Origin of the sequence: Rhizobium sp. ZK1 (genome assembly GCF_047782645.1) — a bacterium.
Classification (GTDB): domain Bacteria; phylum Pseudomonadota; class Alphaproteobacteria; order Rhizobiales; family Rhizobiaceae; genus Rhizobium.
Map to the genome: position 1 here is coordinate 2217804 of NZ_CP180587.1, position 26787 is coordinate 2244590.

Genomic DNA, 26787 nt, shown 5'->3' on the forward strand with positions numbered 1-26787 from the left:
CGAGATTGGCGGCTCTAACGGGCGGGGATGTGCTGGCGATGTTCTTCGGCAGGTGACGGGATTTGTCAGACCATCGAATACGAAGCGTCACGTCCATCCCCGGCAAAGCGCCAGGGTATAGTCCAATGTAACGGAGACCTCAGATGACGCCTAACAATAGCGGTTTTGTCATCGGCCCTCTGCAGAAAGACCAGATTGACCGTACATACGTCATAGCGCAGGCGGCAATGCCTGATCTGACACTTGACTCCTGGCGCCGGGTAACCGGCGGCTCGGAGCGGCGCAACTTTATCGTCGCGACCGACACCAGGGGTTACTCTCGCGGCCTTTGCCATGTTCGCTTCGAAAAGCACCCTGTTGCCGGGCCGCTGTTCGACGTAGCGATGTTCATTGTCATAAGCCCGCTCCACGAACATGAAATCGCCGCAGCCCTGTTTGCCTGTATCGAGAGACAGGCGATCGATGCGAAGAGCAAATATCTGCGATTTTGGTCTCTTCGACCCGAGATTTGGAGTGTGCTCGACGATCAGGAGTTCCGTCATCGATGGGACCACGGCGTCATCTATCGCCTTTGATCGCCTTTCCGGGCGGTTCTGATCGTCTGGCAGATGGGGAGGTGGCTACGGCAATACGGCGTTGCGCCGACATTTGTTACAAACTGTTACAAATTCGCATTGTCTTTTACACACGCGGCATCCGCATGTCACTCTGAGCCCTTTTATTGGCCTCATCCACAGCGCGGAGGGACGAAGATGCTGCAGGGCGCCACTTTTCATCACGACAAGCAGATCAACAATGCGGTGCTCCTTGGCTCCGAGCCGAATTGCATTCAGGAGCTTTTTAGGAGACAACCTGTCGAACGTCTGGCCGCCGGCCAGTCCCTTTTTTTCGAAGGCGACGCTGCCAAGCACCTGTTCGAAGTCGTCGAAGGGACCCTCCGCATCTTCAAGATCATCTCGGATGGCCGCCGCGTCATCACAGGATTTCTGCACGCCGGCGACATCGTCGGCGTCTCGCTGAAGGACCACTATCTCTACAGTGCCGAAGCCATTACCAACACGAAGGTACGACGTTTCTCGCGCAAGGCATTCGATAGCGAAGTCGCCAGTTCGTCGGAGTTGCGGCCCGAGGTCTTCGCCCGTCTTTGCGACGAAATGGCCGCTGCCCAGGATCAGATGGTCCTCCTGTCCTGCAAGAGCGCCGAAGAGCGGATTTGCACTTTTCTTCTAAGAGAGCTTCTTCGCGCGGTCTCGGAAGGGCAGGGCGATTTCGTGATCGATCTGCCAATGACCCGACTGGACATCGCCGACTATCTCGGCCTCACCATCGAGACGGTTTCCCGTTCTATCACGAAGCTGACGAATAAAGGCGTGCTTGCGCCTGTGGGACGTCATTCCCTTCGCGTCGTGAAGCGGTCTGCGCTTGTGCAATTGTCAGGAAGTGACGACGAATTGGCGGGGGACGGATGGAAGCAGGCTGCATGTGAAAGGCGGCCGCGCCACTGAGAGCGTCAGCGATGAAGGGAGAGCGGCGAGGAGATGACGATTGAGACGGAGCTTGACCAGATTGCCCTGATGTTCGACGGAGCAAACGTGGTCGTTCACGGTTTCGACGGGATAATCAACCGCTGGACCAGTGGCTGCGAAGCTCTCTATGGCTGGCCACGAAACGAGGCTGTCGGAAAGGTCGTCCACGAACTTCTCGCAACGCAGTTTCCGACACCCTTGGAAGAAATCCGCGAAACCGTTCGAAGGCAAGGGGCGTGGGAAGGGGAGGTGACGCACCGACACAATAACGGCCAAACGCTTTTCATTGCCACGCGCTGGTCCCTCTTCAATCCATCGCTCGGCAAAACAGCGATGATTATCCAAACGAACAACGATGTAACCGGCATGAAGAGAATGCAGGATGATCTGGCGGAGAGGGAAGCACATCTGCGCTCCATCCTGGCCACGGTTCCCGAAGCGATGATTGTCATTGACGATGCCGGCAGGATCTCCTCCTTCAGCGCTGCGGCAGAGCGGCTTTTCGGTTATCCTTCCGCGGAAGTCTGCGGGCGCAACGTCAAGATCCTGATGCCGCAGCCGGATCGCGACGCCCATGACGGCCACCTCTCCCGATACTTGATGACCGACGAGCGCCGGATTATCGGTTATGGCAGACTGGTGACCGGGCAGCGTAAAGATGGTTCGGTCTTTCCGATGGAGCTTTCCGTCGGCGAGGCGGTCACCAATGGCAAACGCATCTTCACCGGCTTCATCCGCGACCTCACGAGCCGCCACAAGACCGAGGAGGAGTTGCGCCAGTCGCAGAAGATGGAAGCGATCGGCCAACTGACCGGCGGGCTTGCGCATGACTTCAACAATCTGCTTACCGTCATCAGCGGCAATCTCGAGATGATCGAGGACAAACTGACGGACGAAAGGCTGCGACCGCTGCTGCGTGAGGCGCAGGAGGCGGCGGAGGACGGGGCGAAACTTACGGGCCAGTTGCTCGCCTTCGGTCGCCGCCAGCCGCTCAATCCGAAACCCGTCGACGTCGGGCAGCTTATTTCCGGTTTTTCCGACCTGCTGCGACGTACGCTCGGCGAAGCGATCGAATTTCGCACCACCGTGATTGGCTCGTCCAACAGCGCGCTGGTTGATGGATCGCAGTTACAGAACGCTCTTTTGAATCTTGTGCTTAACGCTCGAGATGCCATGCCGCGCGGCGGCAAGCTCTCGGTCGAGATCTCGCGCGTCAAGCTCGACGCCGATTATGCGCAGATGTATCCACAGGTGCGCACTGGCGACTATGTGCTGATCTCGGTGACGGACACCGGCAGCGGCATGACGGCGGAGGTCAAGCAGCGGGCCTTCGAACCCTTCTTCACGACCAAGGGCCTTGGTTCCGGCACGGGGCTCGGCCTTTCAATGGTCTACGGATTCGCCAAGCAATCCGGCGGCCATATTCAGCTTTATAGCGAGGTGGGCCAGGGAACGACTGTGCGCATCTTTGTTCCGGCAGTTCCCAAGGTGGCAGAGGATGGCACGGATCAGGAATCGCAGGCTGAACGGTCGGAGCCCCACATTCCACGCGGTGTTGAGACGATCCTCGTCGTGGAGGACGATGCGCGCGTGCGCCGGGTTGCTGTTTCCCGCCTCATCAGTGCCGGTTACGAAGTCATAGAAGCGGCAAACGGTCACGAGGCGCTCGACCGGCTTGAGGATTATCCTGATGTCGCGCTGCTGTTTACCGATATCGTCATGCCCGGCGGCATGACCGGCGACGAATTGGCGGATATCGTGCGGATGCTGAAGCCGGGTATCAAGATCCTTTTCACATCTGGTTATGCCGAGCCGACGATCGCCGGCGGCGAGCTTTCCCCCTCCACAAGCTTGCTGAAGAAGCCCTACACGGCCCGCGAACTTGCGATCCGTCTGCGCGAATTGCTTGATTAATCTCATAGCGAGCATCGGTGAAGATCGGCTGAGACTTCCGGCGTAACGGCATTTTCCCGCCTGAGCCCAAAGGGTCGGATAGAGAGACCTATCCTCCCGCCCGTCAATGGGACATGAGAACTGGCAAGGCCGGCTCGTCCAAGACCCCATCAGTTGCTCCGCCCAAGACAAAGTCTCGCAATCGAGAATGCCCGAATGCTCCCATGACCAAAAAATCGCCGCCCAGGTCCAGCGCGGCCTGCTGGATGCTCTGGCCGATAGATGACCCGCTACCTTGGGCGAACGTTGCCTTGGCATCGACGCCGCTCGACCTCAAGATTTCAGCAAGGTGCGTTCCGCTGTCGGCTGGAAGCGATTTTTCGCCAGTGACCGACAGGACCGATACGGTCCGGGCCATCCGGATGAGCTGGTTCGCATCGCTGACGGCGCGAGCGGCTGCGCGGCTCCCATCCCATGCAATCACCAGATGATCGATCTTGCTGGCGACAGTCTTATTGGGAAAAATGACGGCCGGTCGGCCTGAGCCGAATATGACGGCTTCAGCGACGATGCGGGTGTCCGGAATACTGGCGATACATTCGAGGGTTGCGAGATCGAAGAAACGTGCTTGCGTGGCCGCTGTTTCGTGCAGCGAAGGCAAAGCGGTCTTCAACGTTCGAGTAAACACCTTAATTTCCGTGCCTGCGCTCAGATTTTCCGCCGCGGCGATCAGCGTTGCAGCCCGGTCACGGCTCAAGCTTTCGGCTTGCTCGATCATCTTTGGCGTATCGAGCAGCAGCGATGACCAGGCGTCGGGGATGTGCGGAATCTCAACTCTTTGCGCGCAGACGTGAAGATTTGCGCCGCAGAACTCGGCGAACGCGATGGCATTCGAAATGATCAATCCCGAACTCGGATCGGGATACGTCGCCAGCGGAAGAAAATACTGTGGTGTCATGTCTTCTCCACCTCTCCATCTTTCGCAGTATAATATCTATTTGTTTTCGTTGTCGGTCGCATTGATCTAACGCATGCGCGGACGCCGGTTATATGTGACCATGAAAGTAATACGGAGCGCTGGAAGCGCGTGCAGCTGCCCATTAACAGCGCCGAGCTCGCAATGCCGTTCAGCATGAGCTCGACCCGGAAATACGGCCAGCCAGCTCAGGAGCGATTGGGTCTCGTCCCGGATAGTGCGAGCATGACGATCTGTGTCGCGATCAGCGGCGCGGTGCTGGAAAACAGGACGACAAGCCACATCTGAGCAGTTGGTGGGACGAGTTGCAGAAGGTGAGCTGCCGGACCCACATAAGGGGGGAGAGCCAATAACAGGGTGCAAAGGCCAAGGGCAAACCAGAGCCATCGGTTCCCGGTCATCTCATTGACAAAAATGCTCGTTCCACGACTGCGCAAATTGAAGACATGCCATAGCTGAGCAAAGGCAAGGGTTAGGAATGTTACGGTCACGCTTGCGCGTTGATCGAAGCCTAGCCATTTTCCGATACCGAGAGCTGCAAAGGTAGCGGCACTCAGCGCCATCGCGTGGAGGATGACTGCGCGCCATTGGGCGCGGCCAAGAATAGCCTCCTTCGGATCGCGGGGCGGTCTGTTGAGCACTCGGTGCTCTCCTTCGCCCATTGCGAGCGCGAAGGCCGGAAACACGTCGGTCACGAGGTTCAGATAGAGAATCTGCAGCGGCAGCAAAGGCAGTGGCAGAGATCCGGCAACTGCCAGACCGATCACCATCAGTTCACTGAGATTGCACGATAGCAGATAGGCGACAAGCCGGCGGATATTGGCAAAGATAATGCGGCCTTCACGGATTGCCTTGACGATCGTCGAAAATCTGTCGTCAAGGAGGATCATTGCCGCCGCTTCGCGGGCGACGTCGGTGCCGCGCAGTCCCATCGAAACGCCGATATCTGCCTGCCGCAGGGCTGGAGCGTCATTGACGCCGTCCCCCGTCATCGCCACGATATCGCCGGCATTCTGATAGGCTCGCACGAGAGTGAGCTTTTCAGAGGGATCGACCCGGGCAAAGATGCCGACATCGCGTAGAGCAGGCGCACCTGTCCTCAGCATCTCGTGGAGCTCTCGCCCCTCAACCACATTGCCTTCAGATGTGTCGAGGCCCACGGCGCGACCAATGCTTCTGGCCGTTGCAACATGATCGCCGGTTACCATGACCACCCGTATTCCTGCATTCTGGCAGTCTCGGATCGCCTCCGGTACGTCTGCACGAGCAGGATCCTGAAGGCCGATTAGGCCGACCAGGACCAGTTTATGAAACGGATCATCGGGCTCTTGAGGCTGGTGTCTGACAGCGCAGGCGAGAACGCGCAGGCCGTGGTCGGCGAGACGTCCGACGGAATTATTCCATTTCGAGCGCGTTTCTTCGTCAAACCGGATTTCGCTTCCCTCGTGCATCACCCCGGTTGCAGAATTGATAATCGGCTCCGGCGCTCCTTTGACTGCGATGAGAATGCCATCTCGACTGGAATGGACCGTTCCCATCATCTTCGTAGTGGGATTGAAGGCGTGTTTGCGCAGAAGCGGGTATTTGAACAGGAGGTCGGACCGGTTCATATTCGCTGTCAGACCGGCGCGCAAAAGTGCGATTTCCATTGGATCGCCTGTCCCCTCGGCGTCGGCATTCTCAAGATCTGCGTCATTGCACAGCACAGCCACCGTCAACAACAATGAGAGTTCCTGATCGGCGCCGGCCCGCAAAAGAAGTGTGTTCTCCGGCGGATTCGCGTTGACCACGACTTCTCCAGAAGAGGTCAAAAGCTGCTGGACGGTCATGCGGTTTTCCGTCAGCGTTCCGGTCTTGTCCGTCAGGATGACGGTCGTGGCGCCGAGCGTCTCCACAGCCGAAAGGCGCTCGATTAAGGCGTTCTGCTCCGCCATACGCCACATTCCTCTCGCTAGAGCGAGCGTTGCGACAATCGGAAGTCCTTCTGGAATAGCGGCGACCGCAAGAGCAATTGCGGCCTCGATGACCAGGAGTTCATCCTGGCCAGAGACGAGGCCAAGAGCAGCGATTGCGCAGGCGACAACCAGCGTGGCTCCGACAAGCTGTGTCGAAAGACGAGATAGCTTTCGCTCCATTGGTGAGTTGCCGGCGTCAACCTCCATGATCAGCCGCGATACCTTGCCGAGTTCGGTGGCGAGCCCCGTCGCCGTCACGACACCTCGGCCGCTTCCTCGTGTGATAGTTGTTCCTTTGAACAGCATCGACCGACGCTCCGAAAGGCGCGCGTCTTGCGAGACGGACTGGACATCCTTTTCCACAGGCACGGATTCGCCTGTCAGGGTCGACTCATCCGCGGCCAGCCTGGAAGCTTCAATCAGTCGGAGGTCGGCGCAGACCGCTTCGCCCGCTTCAATGACCACGACATCACCTGGGACCAGATCCTCTGCCGGCACACGGCTGACAACTCGGTTACGAAGTACCCGGACGGTATGGGCTCCCAGTGCACGCAACGCCTCGATTGAACGTACGGCTTTGAGCTCGGTGTAAAACCCGATGACAGCATTGACGGCAAGGACGGCAACGATGGCGCCGCCTTCTTCCAGCTCGTTGAAATAAAAAGCTAATCCAGCTGCACCGGCCAGCAGATAAACCACAGGGGTCATGAACTGGTGCAAAAGAAGTTTAAACCACGTTGCGGCGGGTCGCGCTTCAATGGCGTTCGAGCCAACGGCCCGACGCCTTTTTTCAGCGTCTTCACGAGACAACCCCACCTCTTCCGACACGCCAAGCATGGCGGTCAGCGCCTCCGGCGTCAATGCGTGAGGGGTTTCGGGCAACCTTAGTGGTCCATTGGCGAAATGAACGTTCACCATGCGGGCCTCCTGATGCACCCGACGCTATCGCGCCATCAAGATGCCCCGGATTGAAATCGAATGCTGGTCTTTTTTTTCGATCGACCTGGATCCGTCACAGATTGTGTGGAGCGACGCGATCACCATCAGCGAACCGTCACGCAGGTCACAGGGCAAAGCTGCGCGATCTTGTTGGATACGCTGCCGAGGAGCAGCGCCGAGAACCTGGAAAGGCCGCGAGCGCCACAGATGACGACGTCGGCCTGCACGTCGGTGACCGAGTTGAGAATTTGCTCTGCAGGGTTTCCTTCCAACAGCAGCGTTGAAACCTGATCAACGCCTTCCGCTTTGACGACCTTGATGGCCTGCTCGATGATTTGATCGCCCAAGATGCGGAAAATCCGGTAGGAGGTCGCCCGATGAAGAGAAATATCAAAACGCGGCGCTGCCAGCCTCGTGCTCATGATGTCATCGGCCGAGCCCAGTGCTGGTTCTGCTCCCGGAAATTCAGCGTCGATCATCCGCTGTACATCAGTATCGACCTCTCCGACGAGGAGAACATGCACGAGAACGACCTGCCCGCCAGTCCCCGCCGCAAGAGCTGCTCCTAACTCGACGGCCTTTTTCGAATGTTCGGAGCCGTCCGTCGCTATGAGAATGTTCTTGAACATGTCAGGTCTCCCTCAACGCCGCCGCGATGGATTGCGACAGTCCCGCCGAACATCTTCTGTCTTTTGGCGCGGTCGTCTTTGAGCTTCATCAAAGCAGCGCCCCGTGAGCGCCATTTATGACGAGCTTCCAGAGTTATGTGATCGTCCGTCGCTTCGCCCCGGCATCATTCTGATCTTTTGGCGCCTCCTGATCGGCGTTTGCATCACGGATCATCGCGTATTTGACCTGAGTAACCGTGAGGTCGCGGTACCAGTCGATCAAAGCCCCCCAAGGGTCGGTTATCTTCGACAGCCCTGACACGAACGCAACGATCGTGCCGATCTCGGTCTTTCCGGTGACGACGTAGTAGCCACCGAGCGCGAAAATGCCGGCGTAACCCAGCTGCGTCATCAGGTTCATCAGGAAATTCATCGAAAACTTGAATTTGTAGATCGTCATGTTGGTGACGAAAAGCGATTGCACGCGATCTGCCTGGACATCACTCAGATCGCTGCCAGTGACATGCTCGATCATTCCCTCGCTGACATGCCGCATGATAGCGATCTTGCTTGCAACGAGCCGGTTAATGGCGTGCTGCATGAGCGGCACGAAGCCGACCTGCGGCAAGAAGACGACGGCGACGGCAAGTGCCATGAGCGGCTGCAGGAAGATCATGTAACCCCCGACCGCACAGAGAATGCCGACCTGTAGAAGCGGCTCGGAAATACTCGTGCCGACGAAGCCGCCGACCGGCTCGGCTTCGGCCAGAACGATTGATAGCTGCACGCCCTCTGCCAGTGCGTCGGGAGGATGCCTGCGCGACTGATCGGAGGCTGACAGTACCGTCATCCGCAGCCAGCGGATCGCCACCTCACCGATCCAGCCGCGATAGAGGTTCAAGCCGAGCTTAGTCAGTCCTTCCAGCAGGACGAGGCCGAGATAAGCAAGGACAAGAGCGAAGATGGTCGGGTAGGCGCCGCCCTGCGTTGCCGCATTGATGACTCGCCTCTGGATTTCCAGGGGCGCTGTTCCGGCAAGAAAGAGAAGCACCGAAATTGCAGCCAAAGCCAGTTGATGGGATCGGCCCATCAGAAGCACGAAACCGAGCAGGTTCCGTGGCATCGACTCCTTGGGAGAGACTTCAACATAATTGTCAGGATTGGCGTCCATGAAGCATGTCCGCGGACGAAACCTGCAGCCTGTCAGTGTAGCGGGCGCCGCCGCGCATCGCCTCAACATCCTCTTCCACGACGACAGGCAGGATGATGTCCCCTATGGACGAGCGATTACTCGGGATGTCGCGTACGAGCTCGAACTCGGCGCCGCAGTTGCGATCTTCCGATGGAACTGCCTTGATCTCTCGGCGCATGATCAGGTCGCCCTTTACGACAGTTCCGTGCGCGCCACCTTCATCGCCCGTCGTGTGAAAGCCTCCATAAAGCGAAGGCGTGAGTTTGGTCACATCTCGAGTCGTCGCTCCGGTCCTGATTGCGGAACGATTGTACGCCATTGTCGACTGGGCCAGCATGACGGTTCCTTTCCTCCAGTGTGATCCTTGATGGCCATTTTCACACATGCCAAGGATGATGCTTTGACCAGCATCAATCTTCGACGCGATCAGATAAAACCGATTGCGTTCATTTGCCCTCGACCGGTTGATTTGCAGCCCGAAAAGCCCTGATTTTCACAGCTGACAAATCGAGATGCAATAACGTGGCCCGCGCAAGGCTGCTGGGCCCTTATCGGAGGGCTGTCGTCATCGATCCGATCGCTGGCTTACGCTGAGGCGAGGGCGGCATGTTCGAGCATGTCGTAGAGATTTTCGGCAAAGCTGCGCAACGCTGCGAACTCGAAGCGTGTGGCGTGCGTGCGCGTCAGCTGCACCGAGATATGTCCGAAGAGTGTGACTGCCGAGTGTCCGACGGGGAAGGCGGCGGGGTCGAGATCGACTGCGGTTCCCAGAGAAAGCAGTTCCTGGGCGCGGAAACCGGACAGAGCGATGCGGATGCGGCCGTGGCTCTGGTCGCAGACGAAACCCTTGCCTCTCAAGTGATCGGCAAGCAGCGCGATTTGCGCGGGTGGGAGGATTTCATCTCCTGTTACGTACCATTGTTGATAGCCCGCCCGTTGGATCGCGCTCTTTGCCAGTCCAGCCGCAGTAAGCGATCCTGCAAGCGTGTCGCCGTCGAACGCACCCATGACATGCAGGAGGTGACCCTCCGGCAAGGGCTCCAGCCGGATGCCGGACCCTTCAATTGTGGCTTTGCCGGCAAGGGCCGGCTTGTGTTCGGGGCGTTCAGACATGGAGTTTCTCATTGTCGGGATCGACGAAGACGGGACTGCAAAGCACCGCTTCGGTGAATTCATTTCTGAGGCCGTTCCAAACCACGACCTTTTCCCCCAAACGCTCCGGCCCGCGCCTGACGAGCGCAAGGCCGATCGTGTGGCCAAGGCTTGGCGAGAATGCGCTCGAGGTCACGTAACCCTGATCGTTTTCAAGGGTCGCGGTGGCATGTTCGGCAAGGATATGCGAACCGGTGCGAAAGCTCGTCGCCGGATCGAGCGGCTTGACGCCGACGAGGCGGGGGCGCTCCTTTGCCTGCAAACCTTCGCGGGCGAGCATCGCCTTGCCGATGAAATCAGGCTTGGTGGTGGAAACCATGCGGGCGAATCCGAGGTCGCCAGGCGTCACCGTGCCGTTGATCTCGGCATGGGTGACATGGCCCTTCTCGATGCGCATGACACCGAGGGCTTCGCCACCGTAGGGGCAGATACCGTGCTTTTCACCAGCCTGCATGATCCGATCGGCGACCCATTCGCCGTAGCCGGCCGGCACGGCAAGTTCATAGGCGAGTTCGCCGGAGAAAGAGATCCGGAACAATCGTCCTTCGAGCGCGCCGCCGAAGAGCGAGACCGTGCGGGCACTCATGAAGGGGAAGGCGGCATCGGAAATATCCTCGTCGACGATCTCGGAGAGGATCGCGCGCGATTTCGGGCCGGCAACCGCCATTTGCGCCCATTGGTCGGTCGAGGAGGCAAAACGGACGTCGAGCTCCGGCCAGAGCGTCTGGGCGCAGAATTCGAGATGGGTCAACACGCCGGCGGCGAGCGCCGTCGTCGTCGTCATGAAGAAATGGTCGTCGGCGAAACGGCTCGTCGTGCCGTCGTCGTAGATCATGCCATCCTCGCGCAGCATGATGCCGTAGCGCGCCCGGCCGACCGGCAGTTTGGCAAAGCCATTGCAGTAGACGCGGTCGAGGAAGGCAGCGGCATCCCTGCCGAAGACCTCGATCTTGCCGAGGGTGGAGACGTCGCAGATGCCGGCATTCTGCCGGATGTTCAACACCTCGCGGTCGACACTCTCGCGCCAGTTCGTCTCCCCTGCGCGTGGAAACCAGGAGGAGCGGTACCAGAGCCCCGTCTCGACGAAGACGGCGCCATTCTTCTTGGCCCAGCCGTGTAGCGGCGATCTGCGCACGGGCTGGAAATGGCGGCCGCGCGAGGCGCCCGTCAGGGCGCCGAAGGAGACAGGCGTATAGAAGGGACGAAATGTGGTGGTGCCGACTTCGGCAGGCGACACGCCGCGGGTCTCGGCCAGGATGCCGATCGCATTGATATTGGAGAGCTTGCCCTGGTCGGTCGCCATGCCGCTTGTCGTGTAGCGTTTGGCAAGCTCGACATGCCCATATCCCTCGCGAACGGCAAGGCCGAGATCCTTGAGGTGTACGTCGTTCTGATAATCAACGAAGGCCTTGCCCTTTCCGCCCTTGACGAACCAGAGCGGCTTCGATGCCGTCGCGGTTTCCTCGACGGGCGCGAAGGCGGCCGCGACCTTGACAAAGCCGATCGCCTGCAGCGCCTCGACTGCCTTGGCCGCGCCGTCGCCGAGGCAGGCTTCCGTCGAGCCGAGCCCGGCCGCAGAGCCGGCAATCGACAGGCCCTGCTGGCGTTCCGGCGCCAGAAAGGCTGCCTTTTCGTCCGACCAGACCGGCCTGGCGCCGCGATGGCAGGCAAGGTGGATGATCGGGCTCCAGCCGCCGGACATGGCAAGCGCATCCGCCTCGATGCGCTGTGTTGCCGAAGCGGTCTCGATCGTGACATGGCGCAGGCGCTTGCCGCCATGCGCCTCGCGCACCCGGCTGCCGTTCAGCACGCGGGCGCGTCCCGACCAGGTATTGTCGGCCGCGTCGCGGCTGTCGACGATGGCGGCGACATCGACACCGGCGGCTTCGAGTGCGGCTGCCGTGCGATAGCCGGACGCATTGCTGGTGAAGATCACGGTGCGGGCGCCGGGCGTCACCGCTTGCCGGCTGAGATAGCTGTGCATCGCGCCCGCCATCATCACGCCTGGAATATCGTTGCCGCCGAAGACGAGCGGCCGCTCTTCGGCGCCCGAGGCGAGGATTGCCTGTTTGGCGATGATGCGCCAGAGGCGCTCGACGGCGCGATGCGGATCCGGCAGTGCCACATGTTTTTGCACGCGCTCGACAGCGCCGAAGACATTGTCGTCGTACCAGCCGACGACGGTGGTGCGCGCCAGGAGACGGACGTTCGGCAGGCCTTCGAGCTCATTGAGCATGTCCTGAAGTGCGGTGCCGCTTTCGAGAAGCAGGCTGCCGCCGAGCGCAAAACCTTCGTCGGCGAGGATGACGCGGGCACCCGCGCGCCCTGCCGTCAGCGCCGCGGCAAGGCCGGCAGGCCCCGCGCCGATGACGAGCAAGTCGCAGTGAGCCCAGCATTTCTCGTAGGAATCCGGATCCGGTTCGTAGGAAGCTTTGCCGAGGCCGGCGGCCTTGCGGATCAGCGGCTCGTAGAGCTTTTCCCAAAGGGCGGCCGGCCACATGAAGGTCTTGTAGTAGAAACCGGCGCTCAGGAAGGGCGACAGCAGGCCGTTGATGGCGCCAATGTCGAAGTCGAGCGAGGGCCAGCGGTTCTGGCTGCGGGCAATGAGCCCGTCATGGAGTTCGATCATCGTGGCACGCGTATTGGCCTCTGTGCGGCCGCCCGTACCCGTCGTGACCAGTGCGTTGGGCTCGGCCGCGCCCGCCGTCAGGATGCCGCGCGGCCGATGATACTTGAAACTGCGGCCGACGAGCTGGATGCCATTGGCAAGAAGGGCGGAGGCGAGCGTATCGCCGGGATGGCCGGTTAGTTGTCTGCCGTCGAAGGTAAAGTTCAAGGTGCGCGACCGGTCGATCCGGCCACCGCTGGGAAGCCGCGAACTCGTCATGCTGCACCTCCGAGCTTGGCAAGCGCGGCATCGCAGACGGTGTGAACGGCGTGGGTGACGGTGTCGCGCTCGACAATCAGCCAGCGCCGGCAGCCGGAGGAGTGGTGCCAGTACTCCTTGTGCCGCCCCCTCGGATTGTCGCGCAGATAGATGTACTCGTACCAGGCGTCACCGCCGGCATCGGCTGCCGGTCGGGTCAGGCTCGCATCGCCCCGGATGGTGAATTCTTCCCTGGGGCGGACCCCGCAATGAGGGCAGGAAATCAGGCTTGCCATGGTCTCATGTCCTCAATGCAGGTTGGGCTGGGCGCCGACGCCCTTTTCGTCGATCTGATAGCCGCGCCGGAAGCGGTCGAGGCGCAGCTCGCGCGCCGTCTCGTGCGGCTCATTGCGGGCGATCAGATGGGCGTAGCAATAGCCGGAGGCGGGTGTCGCCTTGAAGCCGCCATAGCACCAGCCGGCATTCAGGTAGAGATTGTCGATATGGGTTCGGTCGATGATCGGCGAGCCGTCCATGCTCATGTCCATCACGCCGCCCCAGCTGCGCAGGTACCTGACCCGCGTCAGCGACGGGATCATCGCGACGCCGGCTTCGGCGACGTGCTCGACAGTGGCGAGATTGCCGCGCTGGGCATAGGAATTGTAGCCGTCGATATCGCCGCCGAAGACGAGGCCACCCTTGTCCGATTGCGAAACGTAGAAATGGCCGGCTCCAAAGGTGACGACGGTATCGATGAAAGGCTTCAGCCCCTCGGTGACGAAGGCCTGCAGCACATGGCTCTCGATCGGCAGGCGCAGGCCCGCCATGTCGGCAACGACGGTGGAATTGCCGGCGGCAGCAAGCGCCAGCTTGCCGCAGCCGATGAAGCCCCTGGTGGTCTCGACGCCTGTCACCCTGCCATTCTCGCAGCGAATGCCGGTGACCTCGCACTGGGTGATGATGTCGACGCCGCGGATGTCGGCGCCGCGGGCATAACCCCACGCGACCGCATCGTGGCGTACCGTGCCGCCGCGCGGCTGACGGAGACCGCCCATGACGGGGAAGCGGGCATTGTCGAAATCGAGGAAGGGCAGCATCTTGCGGACCGCCGCCCGGTCGAGGAGCTCTGCATCGACGCCGTGCAGGCGCATGGCATTGCCGCGTCTTGTGTAGGCATCGCGCTGCGCATCGGAATGGAAGAGGTTGAGCACGCCGCGCTGCGAGACCATGGCGTTGAAGTTGAAGTCCTGTTCCAGCCCTTCCCAGAGCTTCATCGAGAGCTCGTAGAAGGGGTTGTTGCCGGGCAGAAGGTAATTGGAGCGGATGATCGTCGTGTTGCGGCCGATATTGCCGGAGCCGAGATAGCCCTTCTCCAGCACGGCGACATTGGTGATGCCGAATGTCTTTGCGAGATAATAGGCCGTCGAAAGCCCATGGCCGCCACCACCCACGATGATCACGTCATAATGCGGCTTCGGCGAAGGCTCCCGCCAGGCAGGCGCCCAGTCCTTGTTGCCGCGAAGCCCGTTTAGGAAGATGGAAAGAGCGGAATAGCGCATGGATGGATCCGGTGGGAGCTGGTGCCATGATGCCAGAAAGGCAAGACGCGACTTGCCTGTTTAGGACATTTATCGATAAGAACGGGACATGGCGTCGATCGAAGCAAAAAACCTGCATTCCATCGGTTTCATCCTTCTGCCGGGATTTGCCCTGATGTCCTATGCCTCGGCAAGCGAGCCGCTGCGGGCCGCCAATCTGCTTGCCGGGCGGGAAATCTACCGCATCTCGTGCTTTTCGCCTGAGGGTGGGGCGGTGTTGTCTTCCGGTGGCGTCCCCGTTCCGGCCGCACCGCTTCCCGGTCGCGGTTTTGGGCTCGGTACTGTTTTCGTCTGCGCCGGCGGTTCGCCGCGCGACTGGCACTATCCGGCTGTGCTTTCCTGCATAAGGCAGCTTGCGCGCGAAGGCGTGCGCATCGGCGGCATTTCGGGCGGTCCCTACCTGCTGGCTGCGGCCGGGCTGCTGGCAGGCCGTGACTTTACAATCCATTGGGAGCATGCGCCGGCGCTTCTCGAAGCCTTTCCCGACCTGTCGCCGCGCCAGGCGCGTTTCGTCGTCGACGGCAACCGCATCACCTGCGGCGGCGGCGTTGCCCCGCTCGACATGATGCATGCGCTGATCGGCGAGCGCATGGGACCGGACTTCGCCCGTCGGGTCAGCGACTGGTTCCTGCATACCGAGGTCGGACAGTCGACGGCGCCGCAGCGCGCTTCCCTTACCGAGCGCTACGGCGTGCACCATCCGGGGCTGCTGAGCGTCCTGGAAAAGATGGAGGAAACCATAGAGATGCCGCTCAACCGTGCAGCCATGGCCCGCATTGCCGGGGTAACACCGCGCCATCTCGACCGCCTGTTCGCCATTCACCTCGATACGACCTTTATCGCGCAATATAGACGCATCAGGCTGCAGCATGCCCGAAGGCTCCTTGAGCAGAGCCCGCTGTCGATCTCCGAGATCGCCATTGCGACAGGTTTTTCCGGCGCCGCGCATTTTTCGCGCCTCTTTCGCGGCTTTTACGGCACCAGTCCGAGTTCGGTCCGCAAGCTCTGACTTTCTTCAGGGTTGAGAAGATTTCACTCTGGCGATAGGCTATTGTAAAGAGCGAGTGTACGAAGGACCGTGAATGAAGATCAAGCTGGATGAAACGTCGAGCCAGGAGCATACCCAAGCGGCGCGTCAGGCCCTGTCCCAGAATCCGCATGCGGTGCGCGAGCCGAAGGAAAACAATCTCGAAATGGCGATTGGCCATGAGGTGCGCGCCTATCGCAAGAAGCTCGGCATAACCGTCACCGACCTTGCGGCGGCGACCGGCATTTCGCTCGGCATGCTGTCAAAGATCGAAAACGGCAATATCTCGCCATCGCTGACGACCTTGCAGTCGCTGTCGCGCGCCCTCGGCGTGCCGTTGACGGCCTTCTTCCGCCGCTACGAGGAACCGCACAACGCCGTCTTCGTCAAGGCGGGGCAGGGCATCGAGCTTGAGCGGCGCGGCACGCGCGCCGGCCATCAGTATAATCTGCTCGGCCATATCGACAACAACAGCAGCGGCGTGGTCGTCGAACCCTATCTCATTACGCTGACGACGGATTCGGATGTCTTTCCGACCTTCCAGCACGAGGGTATGGAGCTGATCTACATGCTGGAAGGTGAGGTCGTCTATCGCCATGGCGACCAGCTTTTCCCGATGCAGCCGGGCGACAGCCTGTTCTTCGACGCCGATGCGCCGCACGGGCCGGAAGAACTCGTGAAACTCCCAAGCCGCTACCTTTCCATCATCAGCTATCCGCAACGCGGCAAGAATGACTGACTTGCCTTAAAAGAAAAAAATATTCCTGCAGGTTGAAAAGCCAAAACAGACCTGATAGTCATTTTACAGACGCGAAATGGAGGGTCTGTCATGTGCGGAATTGTGGGTCTCTTCCTGAAGGATAAAAGCCTGGAGCCGGAGCTCGGTGCGATGCTGTCATCCATGCTGGTGACGATGACGGACCGCGGACCTGATAGCGCCGGCATTGCGATCTATGGCGCAAGCAGCGGCAATAGCGCCAAGATCACCATCCAGTCCGCCAGACCGAAGAAGGATTTTTCCGGTCTTGAAGCCGAGCTCATGAAGGAACTCGGTGCAGGGGTCTCAATCGATATCAAGAGCACCCATGCCGTCGTCACCCTGCCGAAGGACATGCTCGAAGAGGGCCGCGCTGCCATCGCCGATCTGCGCCCCGACATTCGCATCATGAGCAGCGGCGACGCGATCGAGATCTACAAGGAAACCGGCCTGCCGAAGGACGTCGTTTCCCGTTTCGCCGTCAATGCCATGGCCGGAACACATGGTATCGGCCACACCCGTATGGCGACGGAATCGGCAGTCACCACGCTCGGTGCCCATCCCTTTTCCACCGGCTCCGACCAGTGCCTCGTCCATAACGGCTCGCTTTCCAACCACAACAACCTGCGCCGCGAACTCAAGCGCGAAGGCATGATGTTCGAGACCGAGAACGACACGGAAGTCGCCGCCGCCTACCTGACCGCCGAAATGGCCAAGGGCAAGAATCTCGGCGAGGCGCTCGAGGGCGCCGTCGACGATCTCGACGGCTTCTTCACCTTCGTCGTCGGCACCAAGTCCGGCTTCGGCGTCGTGCGCGATGCCATCGCCTGCAAGCCTGCCGTCATGGCAGAGACCGACCGTTACGTCGCCTTCGGCTCGGAATACCGCGCGCTCGTCAATCTGCCCGGTATCGAGGCCGCACGCATCTGGGAGCCGGAGCCTGCGACCGTCTACTTCTGGGAACGCTGAGGGCTGCTTCTTCTGCCTTCATCCCATCGGCTCGATCTCATTTCAGGACGATTTCATGCCCACATTCGATCTTGCGGTGACCCCGCTTCGTGACCTCAACCAAGCCCTGCATGACGTAGCGTCAGGCGACAACGACCTGCAGTTCGATGTCGTCAATCCGCGCGGCCACCATGCCGTCGCCGCAGGCGTGCATGCTCCCGTCAGCATCGATATCCACGGCAGCGTCGGCTACTACTGCGGTGGCATGAACGAGGAGGCTGTCATCACCGTGCACGGCTCGGCGGGTCCCGGTGTTGCCGAAAACATGATGTCCGGCCGCATCACCATCAAGGGTGACGCCAGCCAATATGCGGGCGCCACTGGCTGCGGCGGCCTGCTGGTCATCGAGGGCAATGCCTCTTCGCGCTGCGGCATCTCGATGAAGGGCATCGACATCGTCGTGCGTGGCAATATCGGCCACATGTCCGCTTTCATGGCGCAGGCCGGCAACCTCGTCGTGCTCGGCGACGCCGGCGATGCGCTCGGAGACTCCCTTTACGAGGCCCAAATCTTCGTGCGCGGCAAGGTCGAGAGCCTTGGTGCCGACTGTATCGAGAAGGAAATGCGGGCAGAACATATCGAGCTTCTCTCCGCTCTGCTCAAAGAGGCCGGAATCACCGATGTGCGGCCGGAGGAGTTCAGCCGCTACGGTTCCTCCCGCAAGCTCTACAATTTCAACGTCGACAATGCCGACGCCTATTGAGTTTATCGAGGTTTTCCATGAGCTATCACAACCCGCCCACAAAGCCTCGCCTTTCGGCAACCTTCGACGAATACACGATGTCGGAAATCCGCCGCGCCGCGGCAACCGGCATCTATGATATCCGCGGCGGCGGCGCCAAGCGCAAGCTGCCGCATTTCGACGACCTCCTGTTCCTCGGCGCCTCGATCTCGCGTTATCCGCTCGAAGGCTACCGCGAGAAATGCGGCACAAACGTCGTGCTCGGCTCGCGTTATGCCAAGAAGCCGATCGAACTCAAGATCCCGATCACGATTGCCGGCATGAGCTTCGGCTCGCTTTCCGGGCCTGCCAAGGAAGCGCTCGGCCGTGGTGCCACGATTGCCGGTACCTCGACGACAACAGGCGATGGCGGCATGACGGAGGAAGAGCGCGGGCATTCTCAGACGCTCGTCTATCAGTACCTGCCGTCGCGCTACGGTATGAACCCGCGGGATCTGCGCCGCTGCGACGCGATCGAGATCGTCGTTGGCCAGGGTGCCAAGCCCGGTGGCGGTGGTATGCTGCTCGGTCAGAAGATCTCCGACCGCGTCGCCGAAATGCGCACGCTGCCGAAGGGTATCGACCAGCGTTCGGCAAGCCGTCATCCCGACTGGACCGGTCCCGACGACCTCGAGATCAAGATTCTCGAATTGCGCGAGATCACCAACTGGGAAAAACCGATCTATGTGAAGGTTGGCGGTGCGCGCCCCTATTACGACACGGCCCTTGCCGTGAAGGCCGGTGCCGATGTCGTCGTGCTCGACGGCATGCAGGGCGGCACTGCGGCAACGCAGGAAGTCTTCATCGAGCATGTCGGCATGCCGACGCTCGCCTGCATCCGCCCAGCCGTGCAGGCGCTCCAAGACCTCGGCATGCACCGCAAGGTGCAACTCATCGTTTCGGGCGGCATCAGGAACGGCGCAGACGTGGCGAAGGCGCTCGCGCTCGGTGCCGATGCCGTCTCCATTGGCACGGCCGCCCTCATCGCCATCGGTGAGAATGATCCGCGCTGGGCGGCCGAATATGAGACGTTGCATACGACGGCAGCTGCCTATGACGACTGGCACGAAGGCAAGGATCCGGCCGGCATCACAACGCAGGATCCGGAACTGATGAAGCGCGTCGATCCGATCACCGCCGGTCGCCGCCTCGCCAATTACCTCAAGGTCATGGCGCTGGAGGCGCAGACGATCGCGCGCGCCTGCGGCAAGAATCATGTCCACAATCTGGAACCGGAAGACCTCTGCGCATTGACGATCGAGGCTTCTGCGATGGCGCAGGTACCGCTCGCGGGAACGAGCTGGATACCGGGCAAGGGAGGTTACTGATTTCTACCGGCCGGGCAAAAAAGTCCGGCCGCTTCGCATCCATAACCAAAGTGTCTCTGAGAAATCCAAAGGGGAACGAGAATGACACTGGACCTTGCTGCTTTTGCGAAAGACAAAGGCATCAAATATTTCATGATCAGCTATACCGACCTCTTCTCCGGCCAGCGCGCTAAGCTGGTGCCGGCGCAGGCGATTGCCGGAATGCAGGAAGAGGGCGCGGGTTTTGCCGGGTTTGCCACCTGGCTCGACATGACGCCCGCCCATCCCGACCTCTTTGCCGTTCCCGATGCCGCCTCCGTCATCCAGCTTCCCTGGAAGAAGGACGTCGCCTGGGTAGCTGCCGATTGCATGATGGATGGTACGCTCGTGGCGCAGGCGCCGCGCAATGTGCTGAAGAAGCTTGTCGGTAAAGCCGAAGCGGCGGGCAAGCGGGTCAAGACCGGCGTCGAGGCCGAATTCTTCCTGATCACCGCCGACGGCGAACAGATTTCCGATGGCCGCGACACGGCTGAAAAGCCGTGCTACGACCAGCAGGCCGTCATGCGCCGCTACGACGTCATTGCCGAGATCTGCGACTATATGCTGGAGCTCGGCTGGGGCGCCTATCAGAACGACCATGAAGATGCCAACGGCCAGTTCGAGATGAACTGGGAATTCGACGACGCATTGAAGACGGCCGACAAGCATTCCTTCTTCAAGTTCATGGTCAAGTCGATCGCCGAGAAGCACGGGCTTCGCGCTACCTTCATGCCGAAGCCCTTCAAGGGCCTGACCGGCAATGGCTGCCATTGCCATATCTCGGTCTGGGACAATGATGGCAAGGTCAACGTCTTCGCCGACAGGACAGCCGAATTCGGCCTGTCGGCGGAAGGCAGGCACTTCCTCGGCGGCATCATGAAGCACGCCTCGGCACTTGCCGCGATCACCAACCCGACCGTCAACTCCTACAAGCGCATCAATGCGCCGCGCACGACCTCGGGCGCCACATGGTCGCCGAACACGGTAACCTGGACCGGCAACAACCGCACCCACATGGTGCGCGTGCCAGGCCCCGGCCGCTTCGAGCTGCGCCTGCCTGATGGTGCGGTCAACCCCTACCTGCTGCAGGCGATCATCATCGCCGCCGGCCTCGACGGCCTTGAGGACAGGGCCGATCCTGGCCCGCACCACGACATCGACATGTATGCGGAGGGCCATCTCGTGAAGAATGCGCCGCGTCTGCCGCTGAATCTGCTCGATGCGCTGCGTGCCTATGACGCCGACGAGGGTCTGAAGGCTGCGATCGGAACCGAGTTCTCCGCCGCCTATCTCAAGCTCAAGCACCAGGAGTGGAATGCCTACTGCTCGCATTTCACCCAGTGGGAACGCGACAGTACGCTCGATATCTGAGCCGACCGGTTGAGGTTTTGACATCACGTGCCGACGGGTCGGAGCATTAGCGCACCGGCCCGGCTGGTGGCCTATGCTTCAAAAGACGAAGGAAGAGATGGCATGAAGAGCTACGTACTGACGGTATCCTGCAAGTCGACGCGCGGCATCGTTGCGGCGATCTCGGGTTATCTCGCCGAACAGGGCTGCAACATCGTCGACAGCTCGCAATTCGACGATCTGGACGCCGGCCAGTTCTTCATGCGCGTCTCCTTCATGTCCGAAGAGGGCATCTCCGAGGCCGATATCCGCGCCGGCTTCACCAGCATCGCGACGCGTTTCGGCATGACTTACGATTTTCACGACAGCGAGAAGCGCATGAAGGTGCTGCTCATGGTGTCGCGCTTTGGCCATTGTCTCAACGACCTGCTCTATCGCTGGAAGATCGGCGCGCTGCCGATCGACATCGTCGGCGTCGTCTCCAACCATTTCGATTACCAGAAGGTCGTCGTCAACCACGACATTCCCTTCCACCATATTCCCGTCACCAAGGCCAACAAGGTACAGGCGGAAGCCCATATCATGGAAGTGGCCGAGCAGACCGGCACGGAACTGATCGTGCTCGCCCGCTACATGCAGATCCTGTCAGACGAGATGTGCCAGAAAATGTCGGGCCGCATCATCAACATCCACCATTCCTTCCTGCCAAGCTTCAAGGGTGCCAACCCCTACAAGCAGGCCTATCAGCGTGGCGTGAAGCTGATCGGTGCGACGGCGCATTATGTGACAGCCGATCTCGACGAAGGCCCGATCATCGAGCAAGACACCGCCCGCATCACCCATGCACAGAGCCCGGACGACTACGTCTCGATCGGCCGCGATGTCGAAAGCCAGGTGCTGGCGCGCGCGATCCACGCCCATATCCATCACCGTACCTTCATCAACGGCAATCGCACCGTCGTTTTCCCGGCAAGTCCGGGCAGCTACGCTTCCGAGCGCATGGGCTGAGCCATGGTCGAGGTCATCGACGGCAAGCAGGTTGCCGCTTCCGTAATCGAAACCGTGAAATCGGCAAATGCTGCGCTGGAAGCCGCCAAGGGCATCCAGACGGGGCTTGCCGTCATCATCGTCGGTGATGATCTGGCGAGCCACACCTATGTCAGCTCCAAGAGCCGCATGGCCAAGGAATGCGGCTTCAAGTCCGTCCAGCACACGCTGCCCGTCGAAACGAGCCAGGGCGAGCTTGCAACCCTTGTCGCTTCGCTCAATGCCGATCCCTCGATCCACGGCATTCTCGTGCAGCTGCCGTTGCCCAAACATCTCGACAGCGAGCCGATCATCCAGTCGATCCTGCCGCAAAAGGATGTCGACGGCCTGAGCGTCGTCAATGCCGGCAAGCTTGCGACCGGCGACCTGAAGACCGGCCTCGTCTCCTGCACGCCGGCCGGCGCCATGGTGTTCGTGCGCCGCACCCATGGCGAGGACCTATCGGGCCTCAACGCTGTCGTCATCGGTCGCTCCAACCTGTTCGGCAAGCCGATGGCGCAGCTTCTGCTCAACGCCAATGCGACGGTCACCATCGCCCATTCGCGCACGAAGAACCTGGCCGACATCTGCCGCAATGCCGATATTCTGGTGGCGGCCGTCGGCCGGCCGGAAATGGTCAAGGCCGACTGGGTCAAGCCCGGCGCCACCGTCGTCGACGTCGGCATCAACCGCATCGCGGCCCCCGAACGCGGCGAGGGCAAGACCCGCCTCGTCGGCGATGTCGCCTTTGCCGAGGTCGCCCCGGTTGCCGCCGTCATCACCCCGGTGCCGGGTGGCGTCGGCCCGATGACGATCGCCATGCTGATGGCCAATACGGTGATTGCCGCCCATCGTTCGGCAGGACTGACGCCGCCGGTATTCTAGTGAAAATGCCGTTGGGACCGCCGACAAAAATCATCGGGATCGGCTTGCCACAGCGTGAAAGACGAATATAGTCAGGAAATAAATATTCCGTAGAGGAAATAAGAGGGAACGGAAATGGCATTATCTTGGCGTTTCTCCGCCTTGGCGGATCGGCATCGCGCTCTGGGATCGAAGCTCGAGGACTGGAGCGGCATGGGAACCGCTTGGACCTACGACAAGGACATGTCGGAGGAACATATCGCGGTCCGCACCAAGGCCGGCATCATGGATGTCTCGGGCCTGAAGAAGGTGCATCTGGTCGGCCCGCATGCGATCGCCGTGCTCGACTATATCACCACCCGCGACATGACGAAGATCTATCCCGGTCGCTCGGTCTACGCGACCATGCTGAATGACCGCGGCCACTTCACCGATGATTGCATCGTCTACCGCACCGGCCCGAATTCCTGGATGCTGGTGCACGGCTCCGGCTCCGGCCACGAGGAGATCGTCAAACAGGCGGCCGGCCGCAACTGCGCCGTGCTCTTCGATGACGACCTCCATGATCTGTCGCTGCAGGGGCCGCTCGCGGTCGACTACCTCGCCAAATATGTGCCCGGCATCCGCGACCTCAAATATTTCCATCACATGCAGACGACGCTGTTCGGCGCGCCCGTCATGATCTCGCGCACCGGCTATACCGGCGAGCGCGGCTACGAGATCTTCGTGCGCGGCCAGGACGCCGTCATGGTCTGGGACCGCATCGTCGCCGAAGGCGCCGATATGGGCATCATTCCCTGCTGCTTCTCTGTGCTCGACATGTTGCGCGTCGAGAGCTACCTGCTCTTCTATCCCTACGACAACTCGCAAATGTATCCCTTTGCCGACCAGCCGCCTGGCGACAGCCTGTGGGAACTCGGCCTCGATTTCACGGTCAGCCCCGGCAAGACCGGCTTCCGCGGCGCCGAGGAACATGCGCGGCTGAAGGGCAAGGAACGGTTCAAGATCTTCGGCATGCTGATCGATGCCGACGGTCCGGCCGATCTCGGCGACGAAGTCTATGCCGACGGAAAGAAGGTCGGCGTCATCACCTGCCCGAGCTATTCCGCGCTGACGAAGAAGTCGATGGCGATCGCCCGCCTCGACGTCGACAAGGCCATCCAGGGCACGAAGCTCGAGGTGCGCGGCAAGACCCTGAAGACCAGCGCGATCGCTCATACGCTGCCCTTCGACGATCCGGAAAAGAAGAAGAGGACGGCAGTCGGTTAAGGAGGCGCAGGCATGCTTGTCGAAGGCATCAAGAGCCGGCCGGTCTACAAGGGTCTGACGATCCAGCCGCAGGCCCGGCATCACATTTTCGTGCTGGAGGGGGAGGGTGCGAATGCCCTTCTCGACCAGACGGCGGGGCTCGATACAGGCATCCTTTCCCGCAGCGAGATCCTCTATGTCGCCCGCGCTTCGCAGGGAAAGGGCCATGACGAGGCACTTCGCCGCCTCGACGCCGACATGTTCTTTGTCGCCCCGACGATCCCCACGCTGCTCTTCCGACTGAAGGGATCGCTGACGACCGCCCGCATGGGTACGCGGCTCTATCTTGCAGGCACCGAAGGTTTCATTGGCCAGGCGATGATGGTCGCCCTCGACCACGGCATGGACCACGCCTCGATCATTACGGAGCATCGAGGGTCGCTCGCGCGGCGGGTGCAATGCGTCCATTGCAAGGGCATTACCGACAACGTCACGCACAGTCCCTTCACCTGCAGCCATTGTGGCCTGCCGCTCCTCGTGCGTGACCATTATTCCCGCCGGCTCGGTGCCTTCCAGGGCGTCAATATCGACGCCGAGGAGCCCGGCAGCGCCCCAGATCCGGAGGAATTGTTCCTGTGAGCGGTGGTACAGAAATTCCCGTCCGCGTGACGGAGGTGACGCCGGTCGCCGAGCGCATCAAGCGCTTCCGCTTCGAACGCCTGGATGGCCGGCCGATGCCCTATTTTTCGGGCGGCGCGCATGTGATCGTCTCGATGAATGACGAAGGCCATATGCGGCGCAACGCCTATTCGCTGATGTCGCCGCCGCAGGATTGCTCTGCCTATGAGATCAGCGTGTTGCACGTCGAGAATTCTCGCGGCGGTTCGGCCTTCATGCACGAGAGGGTGCGCGAGGGCGACGAGATGAAGGTCTCCTATCCCGTCAACCTCTTCCAGCCGGACTGGCGTGCCCGCAAGCACCTTCTGATCGCCGGCGGAATCGGTATCACGCCCTTCATCGCGATGATGGAACAGTTTTCGCGCGAGGGTGCCAATTTCGAGCTGCATTATGCGGTGCGCTCCCACGACCGCGGCGCTTATTGCCGGGAACTGGTCGACCGCTACGGTTCGCATCGGGTGAAGATCTATTGCGATGCGGAGAGCAACTTCATTCCTCTCGCCCGCCTGCTCGACAGCCAGCCGCTCGGCACGCACCTTTATGTCTGCGGCCCCTCCGGCATGATTGATGGCGTGCTGAGGGCCGGTCTCGAGGCCGGCTGGCCGGAGCAAAACCTGCATTCGGAACGGTTTCTATCCTCCCAGCCCGGCAAGCCCTTCGACATAGAGCTGCTGCGGTCGGAAAAGACGGTTCATGTCGGTCACCACGAGAGCATCCTGGAGGCGATCGAGGCGGCAGGCGTTGACGCTCCCTTCCTCTGTCGGGGAGGCGCCTGCGGACAATGCGAAACGGCAGTCGCGGCCTGCGAGGGCAGGCTCCTGCATCACGACGTCTATCTGAGCGATGAAGAAAAGGCCTCCGGCCGCAAGGTGATGATCTGTGTCTCCCGCTTTGAGGGAAACAGGCTCAGCCTCGACCTCTAGAGCTGAAAGCGGAACAAGGAGAACGGACATGGCCATCGTCTTCAAACAGGAAACCTTCCGCGACGACTTCACCTATCGCAACAGCCCGGAAAACATCCGGCGCTTTCCGTTTCCATTCGATCGCGACGAATACATGTATTCGGTCAATATGGAGCCGCATGTGAAGGGCCGCGAGGGCACCGTGTTCGAAAGCCTCATCGATGTCGACGAGCATTACGTCGCCGAGATGCAGGACAGGGCGCTGGTGCTGAAAGAGGACCCACTGCGCTATCAGGCGCTGCCGCATATGATGACGGCGCAATGGGATACGCTGGAACTCCTGATGGAGGAGCAGGCTGCCGGCTATCCCGAGCATTTCACGCTGATCAGGAACGGCGACCAGTGGCGCTGGATCAACCGGCCGCTCGGCATCGACGACACATTCACCTTCGGCGACCGTTCGACGCTGCCATATGAGCCGCTCGAATACATCACTCGCCAGGCTCAGGGAGATTTCTGCATCGTCGACCAGCGTGACGGCAATCTCTGGATGGATGCCGGCATGGTGACGACCCAGGCCGACTGGTCGCTCGATTTCGATATCGGCATGAATTTCATGGAATGGCACGGTCCGGTGCCGCTCGCCCACCAGATCGGCGTCTTCGACAGGGCGCTGAAATTCCTCCTGAACCTGCAGCAGGGCAAGCCGACGCGCCGTTTTAACTGGACGATGACCATCAATCCGAGACTGGATACCAGTCCGGAGAATTATCACAAATGGGGACCGGACCGTACGACGGTGACATCGGAGAATGTCGGCGAGAAGGTGCATCTGCGCGTCGAGCTGCAGAGCCTCTGGCGCCTGCCGCGCTCGAACGCGATCCTCTTCGTCATCCGTTGCTACCTGATGAATATGGAGGAGCTGGTGACGGTGCCGAAATGGGCGCGCCGCTTTCCGCGCGTGCTGAAAACCCTGCCAGCAGAGCTCATCGACTACAAGGGACTGACCCGCTACCGCGAGACGACCATCGACTGGCTTTCCGGATATGACGACGGCGCGCCGACGAGCCCCGGCATCTTTCCGGACTGATGTCGCAACGGTGACGAATGACTGCATGAGATAAAACGTCGATACAATCGAAAGGGGAATGCTTC

The 26787-nt window shown here is 60.7% G+C and carries 24 protein-coding genes; 15 read left to right on the plus strand and 9 right to left on the minus strand.

Translation table 11 applies throughout. The annotated features are described in order from the left end of the window. The first annotated feature begins 143 nt into the window (after positions 1 to 143). From ACK9YZ_RS32970 to ACK9YZ_RS32980, 3 genes are all read left to right on the plus strand, one after another. The gene (locus tag ACK9YZ_RS32970) at positions 144 to 575 is read left to right on the plus strand and encodes a hypothetical protein (protein WP_416067615.1); all 432 of its coding nucleotides are present in this window, start codon (positions 144 to 146) and stop codon (positions 573 to 575) included. Positions 576 to 752: 177 nt separating this feature from the next. Beyond that, on the plus strand, positions 753 to 1505 hold the full coding sequence (locus tag ACK9YZ_RS32975) for a Crp/Fnr family transcriptional regulator (protein WP_416067616.1): 753 nt from the start codon (positions 753 to 755) through the stop codon (positions 1503 to 1505). Between the two features lie 33 nt (positions 1506 to 1538). Then, the gene (locus ACK9YZ_RS32980) at positions 1539 to 3440 is read left to right on the plus strand and encodes a PAS domain S-box protein (RefSeq protein WP_416067617.1); all 1902 of its coding nucleotides are present in this window, start codon (positions 1539 to 1541) and stop codon (positions 3438 to 3440) included. A gap of 103 nt (positions 3441 to 3543) precedes the next feature. On the opposite strand, the gene ACK9YZ_RS32985 is transcribed toward ACK9YZ_RS32980, so the two are convergent. The 9 genes from ACK9YZ_RS32985 to ACK9YZ_RS33025 all read right to left on the minus strand — a co-directional run bounded on the left by ACK9YZ_RS32985 (position 3544) and on the right by ACK9YZ_RS33025 (position 14666). Then, positions 3544 to 4377, minus strand: a complete 834-nt coding sequence (locus ACK9YZ_RS32985; RefSeq protein ID WP_416067618.1) for a universal stress protein — start codon at positions 4375 to 4377, stop codon at positions 3544 to 3546. Between the two features lie 206 nt (positions 4378 to 4583). Further along, positions 4584 to 7268: a cation-translocating P-type ATPase gene (locus ACK9YZ_RS32990; protein WP_416067619.1), complete on the minus strand. Its 2685-nt coding sequence runs from the start codon at positions 7266 to 7268 to the stop codon at positions 4584 to 4586. A 125-nt stretch (positions 7269 to 7393) separates the two neighbouring features. Further along, entirely contained in the window at positions 7394 to 7918 is a 525-nt protein-coding gene (locus ACK9YZ_RS32995; RefSeq protein WP_416067620.1) for a universal stress protein, read from the minus strand. Positions 7919 to 8051: 133 nt separating this feature from the next. Then, positions 8052 to 9020, minus strand: coding sequence for an ABC transporter ATP-binding protein (locus ACK9YZ_RS33000; protein WP_216759537.1), 969 nt, complete (start codon positions 9018 to 9020; stop codon positions 8052 to 8054). Positions 9021 to 9051: 31 nt separating this feature from the next. Next, complete coding sequence (locus tag ACK9YZ_RS33005; protein ID WP_416067621.1) at positions 9052 to 9360, minus strand: hypothetical protein; 309 nt, start codon at positions 9358 to 9360, stop codon at positions 9052 to 9054. A gap of 314 nt (positions 9361 to 9674) precedes the next feature. Beyond that, entirely contained in the window at positions 9675 to 10202 is a 528-nt protein-coding gene (locus tag ACK9YZ_RS33010) for a sarcosine oxidase subunit gamma (protein ID WP_416067622.1), read from the minus strand. Further along, a complete protein-coding gene (locus ACK9YZ_RS33015) occupies positions 10195 to 13128 on the minus strand; it encodes a sarcosine oxidase subunit alpha family protein (protein ID WP_416067623.1) in 2934 nt (977 codons plus the stop codon). Before ACK9YZ_RS33015 ends, ACK9YZ_RS33010 begins: the two co-directional genes overlap by 8 nt. Beyond that, entirely contained in the window at positions 13125 to 13403 is a 279-nt protein-coding gene (locus ACK9YZ_RS33020; protein ID WP_216759533.1) for a sarcosine oxidase subunit delta, read from the minus strand. Before ACK9YZ_RS33020 ends, ACK9YZ_RS33015 begins: the two co-directional genes overlap by 4 nt. A gap of 12 nt (positions 13404 to 13415) precedes the next feature. After that, positions 13416 to 14666 (minus strand): sarcosine oxidase subunit beta family protein, encoded by a 1251-nt coding sequence (locus tag ACK9YZ_RS33025; protein ID WP_416067624.1) that lies wholly within the window; start codon positions 14664 to 14666, stop codon positions 13416 to 13418. Between the two features lie 88 nt (positions 14667 to 14754). Between ACK9YZ_RS33025 and ACK9YZ_RS33030 the strand changes: the two genes are divergently transcribed. The 12 genes from ACK9YZ_RS33030 to ACK9YZ_RS33085 all read left to right on the plus strand — a co-directional run bounded on the left by ACK9YZ_RS33030 (position 14755) and on the right by ACK9YZ_RS33085 (position 26722). Beyond that, entirely contained in the window at positions 14755 to 15714 is a 960-nt protein-coding gene (locus ACK9YZ_RS33030) for a GlxA family transcriptional regulator (protein WP_416067625.1), read from the plus strand. Positions 15715 to 15787: 73 nt separating this feature from the next. Next, positions 15788 to 16471 (plus strand): helix-turn-helix domain-containing protein, encoded by a 684-nt coding sequence (locus ACK9YZ_RS33035; RefSeq protein WP_416067626.1) that lies wholly within the window; start codon positions 15788 to 15790, stop codon positions 16469 to 16471. Between the two features lie 90 nt (positions 16472 to 16561). After that, a complete protein-coding gene (locus ACK9YZ_RS33040; protein ID WP_416067627.1) occupies positions 16562 to 17458 on the plus strand; it encodes a class II glutamine amidotransferase in 897 nt (298 codons plus the stop codon). Positions 17459 to 17513: 55 nt separating this feature from the next. Next, positions 17514 to 18200, plus strand: coding sequence for a protein GlxC (locus ACK9YZ_RS33045; protein WP_416067628.1), 687 nt, complete (start codon positions 17514 to 17516; stop codon positions 18198 to 18200). A gap of 17 nt (positions 18201 to 18217) precedes the next feature. Further along, entirely contained in the window at positions 18218 to 19546 is a 1329-nt protein-coding gene (locus ACK9YZ_RS33050; RefSeq protein ID WP_416067629.1) for an FMN-binding glutamate synthase family protein, read from the plus strand. 81 nt (positions 19547 to 19627) lie between these two features. Continuing rightward, a complete protein-coding gene (glnT, locus tag ACK9YZ_RS33055; protein ID WP_416067630.1) occupies positions 19628 to 20935 on the plus strand; it encodes a type III glutamate--ammonia ligase in 1308 nt (435 codons plus the stop codon). Between the two features lie 102 nt (positions 20936 to 21037). Continuing rightward, positions 21038 to 21922, plus strand: coding sequence for a formyltetrahydrofolate deformylase (purU, locus tag ACK9YZ_RS33060; protein ID WP_416067631.1), 885 nt, complete (start codon positions 21038 to 21040; stop codon positions 21920 to 21922). A 3-nt stretch (positions 21923 to 21925) separates the two neighbouring features. Continuing rightward, positions 21926 to 22825 (plus strand): bifunctional methylenetetrahydrofolate dehydrogenase/methenyltetrahydrofolate cyclohydrolase FolD, encoded by a 900-nt coding sequence (gene folD, locus ACK9YZ_RS33065; RefSeq protein ID WP_416067632.1) that lies wholly within the window; start codon positions 21926 to 21928, stop codon positions 22823 to 22825. A gap of 114 nt (positions 22826 to 22939) precedes the next feature. Then, entirely contained in the window at positions 22940 to 24073 is a 1134-nt protein-coding gene (locus tag ACK9YZ_RS33070) for an aminomethyltransferase family protein (RefSeq protein ID WP_416067633.1), read from the plus strand. A gap of 12 nt (positions 24074 to 24085) precedes the next feature. Then, a complete protein-coding gene (locus tag ACK9YZ_RS33075; RefSeq protein ID WP_216759522.1) occupies positions 24086 to 24691 on the plus strand; it encodes a dimethylamine monooxygenase subunit DmmA family protein in 606 nt (201 codons plus the stop codon). Further along, the gene (locus ACK9YZ_RS33080; RefSeq protein WP_416067634.1) at positions 24688 to 25653 is read left to right on the plus strand and encodes a PDR/VanB family oxidoreductase; all 966 of its coding nucleotides are present in this window, start codon (positions 24688 to 24690) and stop codon (positions 25651 to 25653) included. The genes ACK9YZ_RS33075 and ACK9YZ_RS33080 overlap by 4 nt, the downstream gene beginning before the upstream one ends. A 28-nt stretch (positions 25654 to 25681) precedes the next feature. Further along, on the plus strand, positions 25682 to 26722 hold the full coding sequence (locus ACK9YZ_RS33085) for a heme-dependent oxidative N-demethylase family protein (protein WP_416067635.1): 1041 nt from the start codon (positions 25682 to 25684) through the stop codon (positions 26720 to 26722). The last annotated feature ends 65 nt before the right edge of the window (positions 26723 to 26787 follow it).

Excerpts from the sequence above, each read along its gene's own strand:
- ACK9YZ_RS32970 (WP_416067615.1), top strand. The coding sequence starts at position 144 with ATGACGCCTAACAATAGCGGTTTTGTCATCGGCCCTCTGCAGAAAGAC.
- ACK9YZ_RS32975 (WP_416067616.1), top strand. The coding sequence starts at position 753 with ATGCTGCAGGGCGCCACTTTTCATCACGACAAGCAGATCAACAATGCG.
- ACK9YZ_RS32980 (WP_416067617.1), top strand. The coding sequence starts at position 1,539 with ATGACGATTGAGACGGAGCTTGACCAGATTGCCCTGATGTTCGACGGA.
- ACK9YZ_RS32985 (WP_416067618.1), bottom strand. The coding sequence starts at position 4,377 with ATGACACCACAGTATTTTCTTCCGCTGGCGACGTATCCCGATCCGAGT.
- ACK9YZ_RS32990 (WP_416067619.1), bottom strand. The coding sequence starts at position 7,268 with ATGGTGAACGTTCATTTCGCCAATGGACCACTAAGGTTGCCCGAAACC.
- ACK9YZ_RS32995 (WP_416067620.1), bottom strand. The coding sequence starts at position 7,918 with ATGTTCAAGAACATTCTCATAGCGACGGACGGCTCCGAACATTCGAAA.
- ACK9YZ_RS33000 (WP_216759537.1), bottom strand. The coding sequence starts at position 9,020 with ATGCCACGGAACCTGCTCGGTTTCGTGCTTCTGATGGGCCGATCCCAT.
- ACK9YZ_RS33010 (WP_416067622.1), bottom strand. The coding sequence starts at position 10,202 with ATGTCTGAACGCCCCGAACACAAGCCGGCCCTTGCCGGCAAAGCCACA.
- ACK9YZ_RS33015 (WP_416067623.1), bottom strand. The coding sequence starts at position 13,128 with ATGACGAGTTCGCGGCTTCCCAGCGGTGGCCGGATCGACCGGTCGCGC.
- ACK9YZ_RS33020 (WP_216759533.1), bottom strand. The coding sequence starts at position 13,403 with ATGGCAAGCCTGATTTCCTGCCCTCATTGCGGGGTCCGCCCCAGGGAA.
- ACK9YZ_RS33025 (WP_416067624.1), bottom strand. The coding sequence starts at position 14,666 with ATGCGCTATTCCGCTCTTTCCATCTTCCTAAACGGGCTTCGCGGCAAC.
- ACK9YZ_RS33030 (WP_416067625.1), top strand. The coding sequence starts at position 14,755 with ATGGCGTCGATCGAAGCAAAAAACCTGCATTCCATCGGTTTCATCCTT.
- ACK9YZ_RS33035 (WP_416067626.1), top strand. The coding sequence starts at position 15,788 with ATGAAGATCAAGCTGGATGAAACGTCGAGCCAGGAGCATACCCAAGCG.
- ACK9YZ_RS33040 (WP_416067627.1), top strand. The coding sequence starts at position 16,562 with ATGTGCGGAATTGTGGGTCTCTTCCTGAAGGATAAAAGCCTGGAGCCG.
- ACK9YZ_RS33045 (WP_416067628.1), top strand. The coding sequence starts at position 17,514 with ATGCCCACATTCGATCTTGCGGTGACCCCGCTTCGTGACCTCAACCAA.
- ACK9YZ_RS33050 (WP_416067629.1), top strand. The coding sequence starts at position 18,218 with ATGAGCTATCACAACCCGCCCACAAAGCCTCGCCTTTCGGCAACCTTC.
- glnT (WP_416067630.1), top strand. The coding sequence starts at position 19,628 with ATGACACTGGACCTTGCTGCTTTTGCGAAAGACAAAGGCATCAAATAT.
- purU (WP_416067631.1), top strand. The coding sequence starts at position 21,038 with ATGAAGAGCTACGTACTGACGGTATCCTGCAAGTCGACGCGCGGCATC.
- folD (WP_416067632.1), top strand. The coding sequence starts at position 21,926 with ATGGTCGAGGTCATCGACGGCAAGCAGGTTGCCGCTTCCGTAATCGAA.
- ACK9YZ_RS33070 (WP_416067633.1), top strand. The coding sequence starts at position 22,940 with ATGGCATTATCTTGGCGTTTCTCCGCCTTGGCGGATCGGCATCGCGCT.
- ACK9YZ_RS33075 (WP_216759522.1), top strand. The coding sequence starts at position 24,086 with ATGCTTGTCGAAGGCATCAAGAGCCGGCCGGTCTACAAGGGTCTGACG.
- ACK9YZ_RS33085 (WP_416067635.1), top strand. The coding sequence starts at position 25,682 with ATGGCCATCGTCTTCAAACAGGAAACCTTCCGCGACGACTTCACCTAT.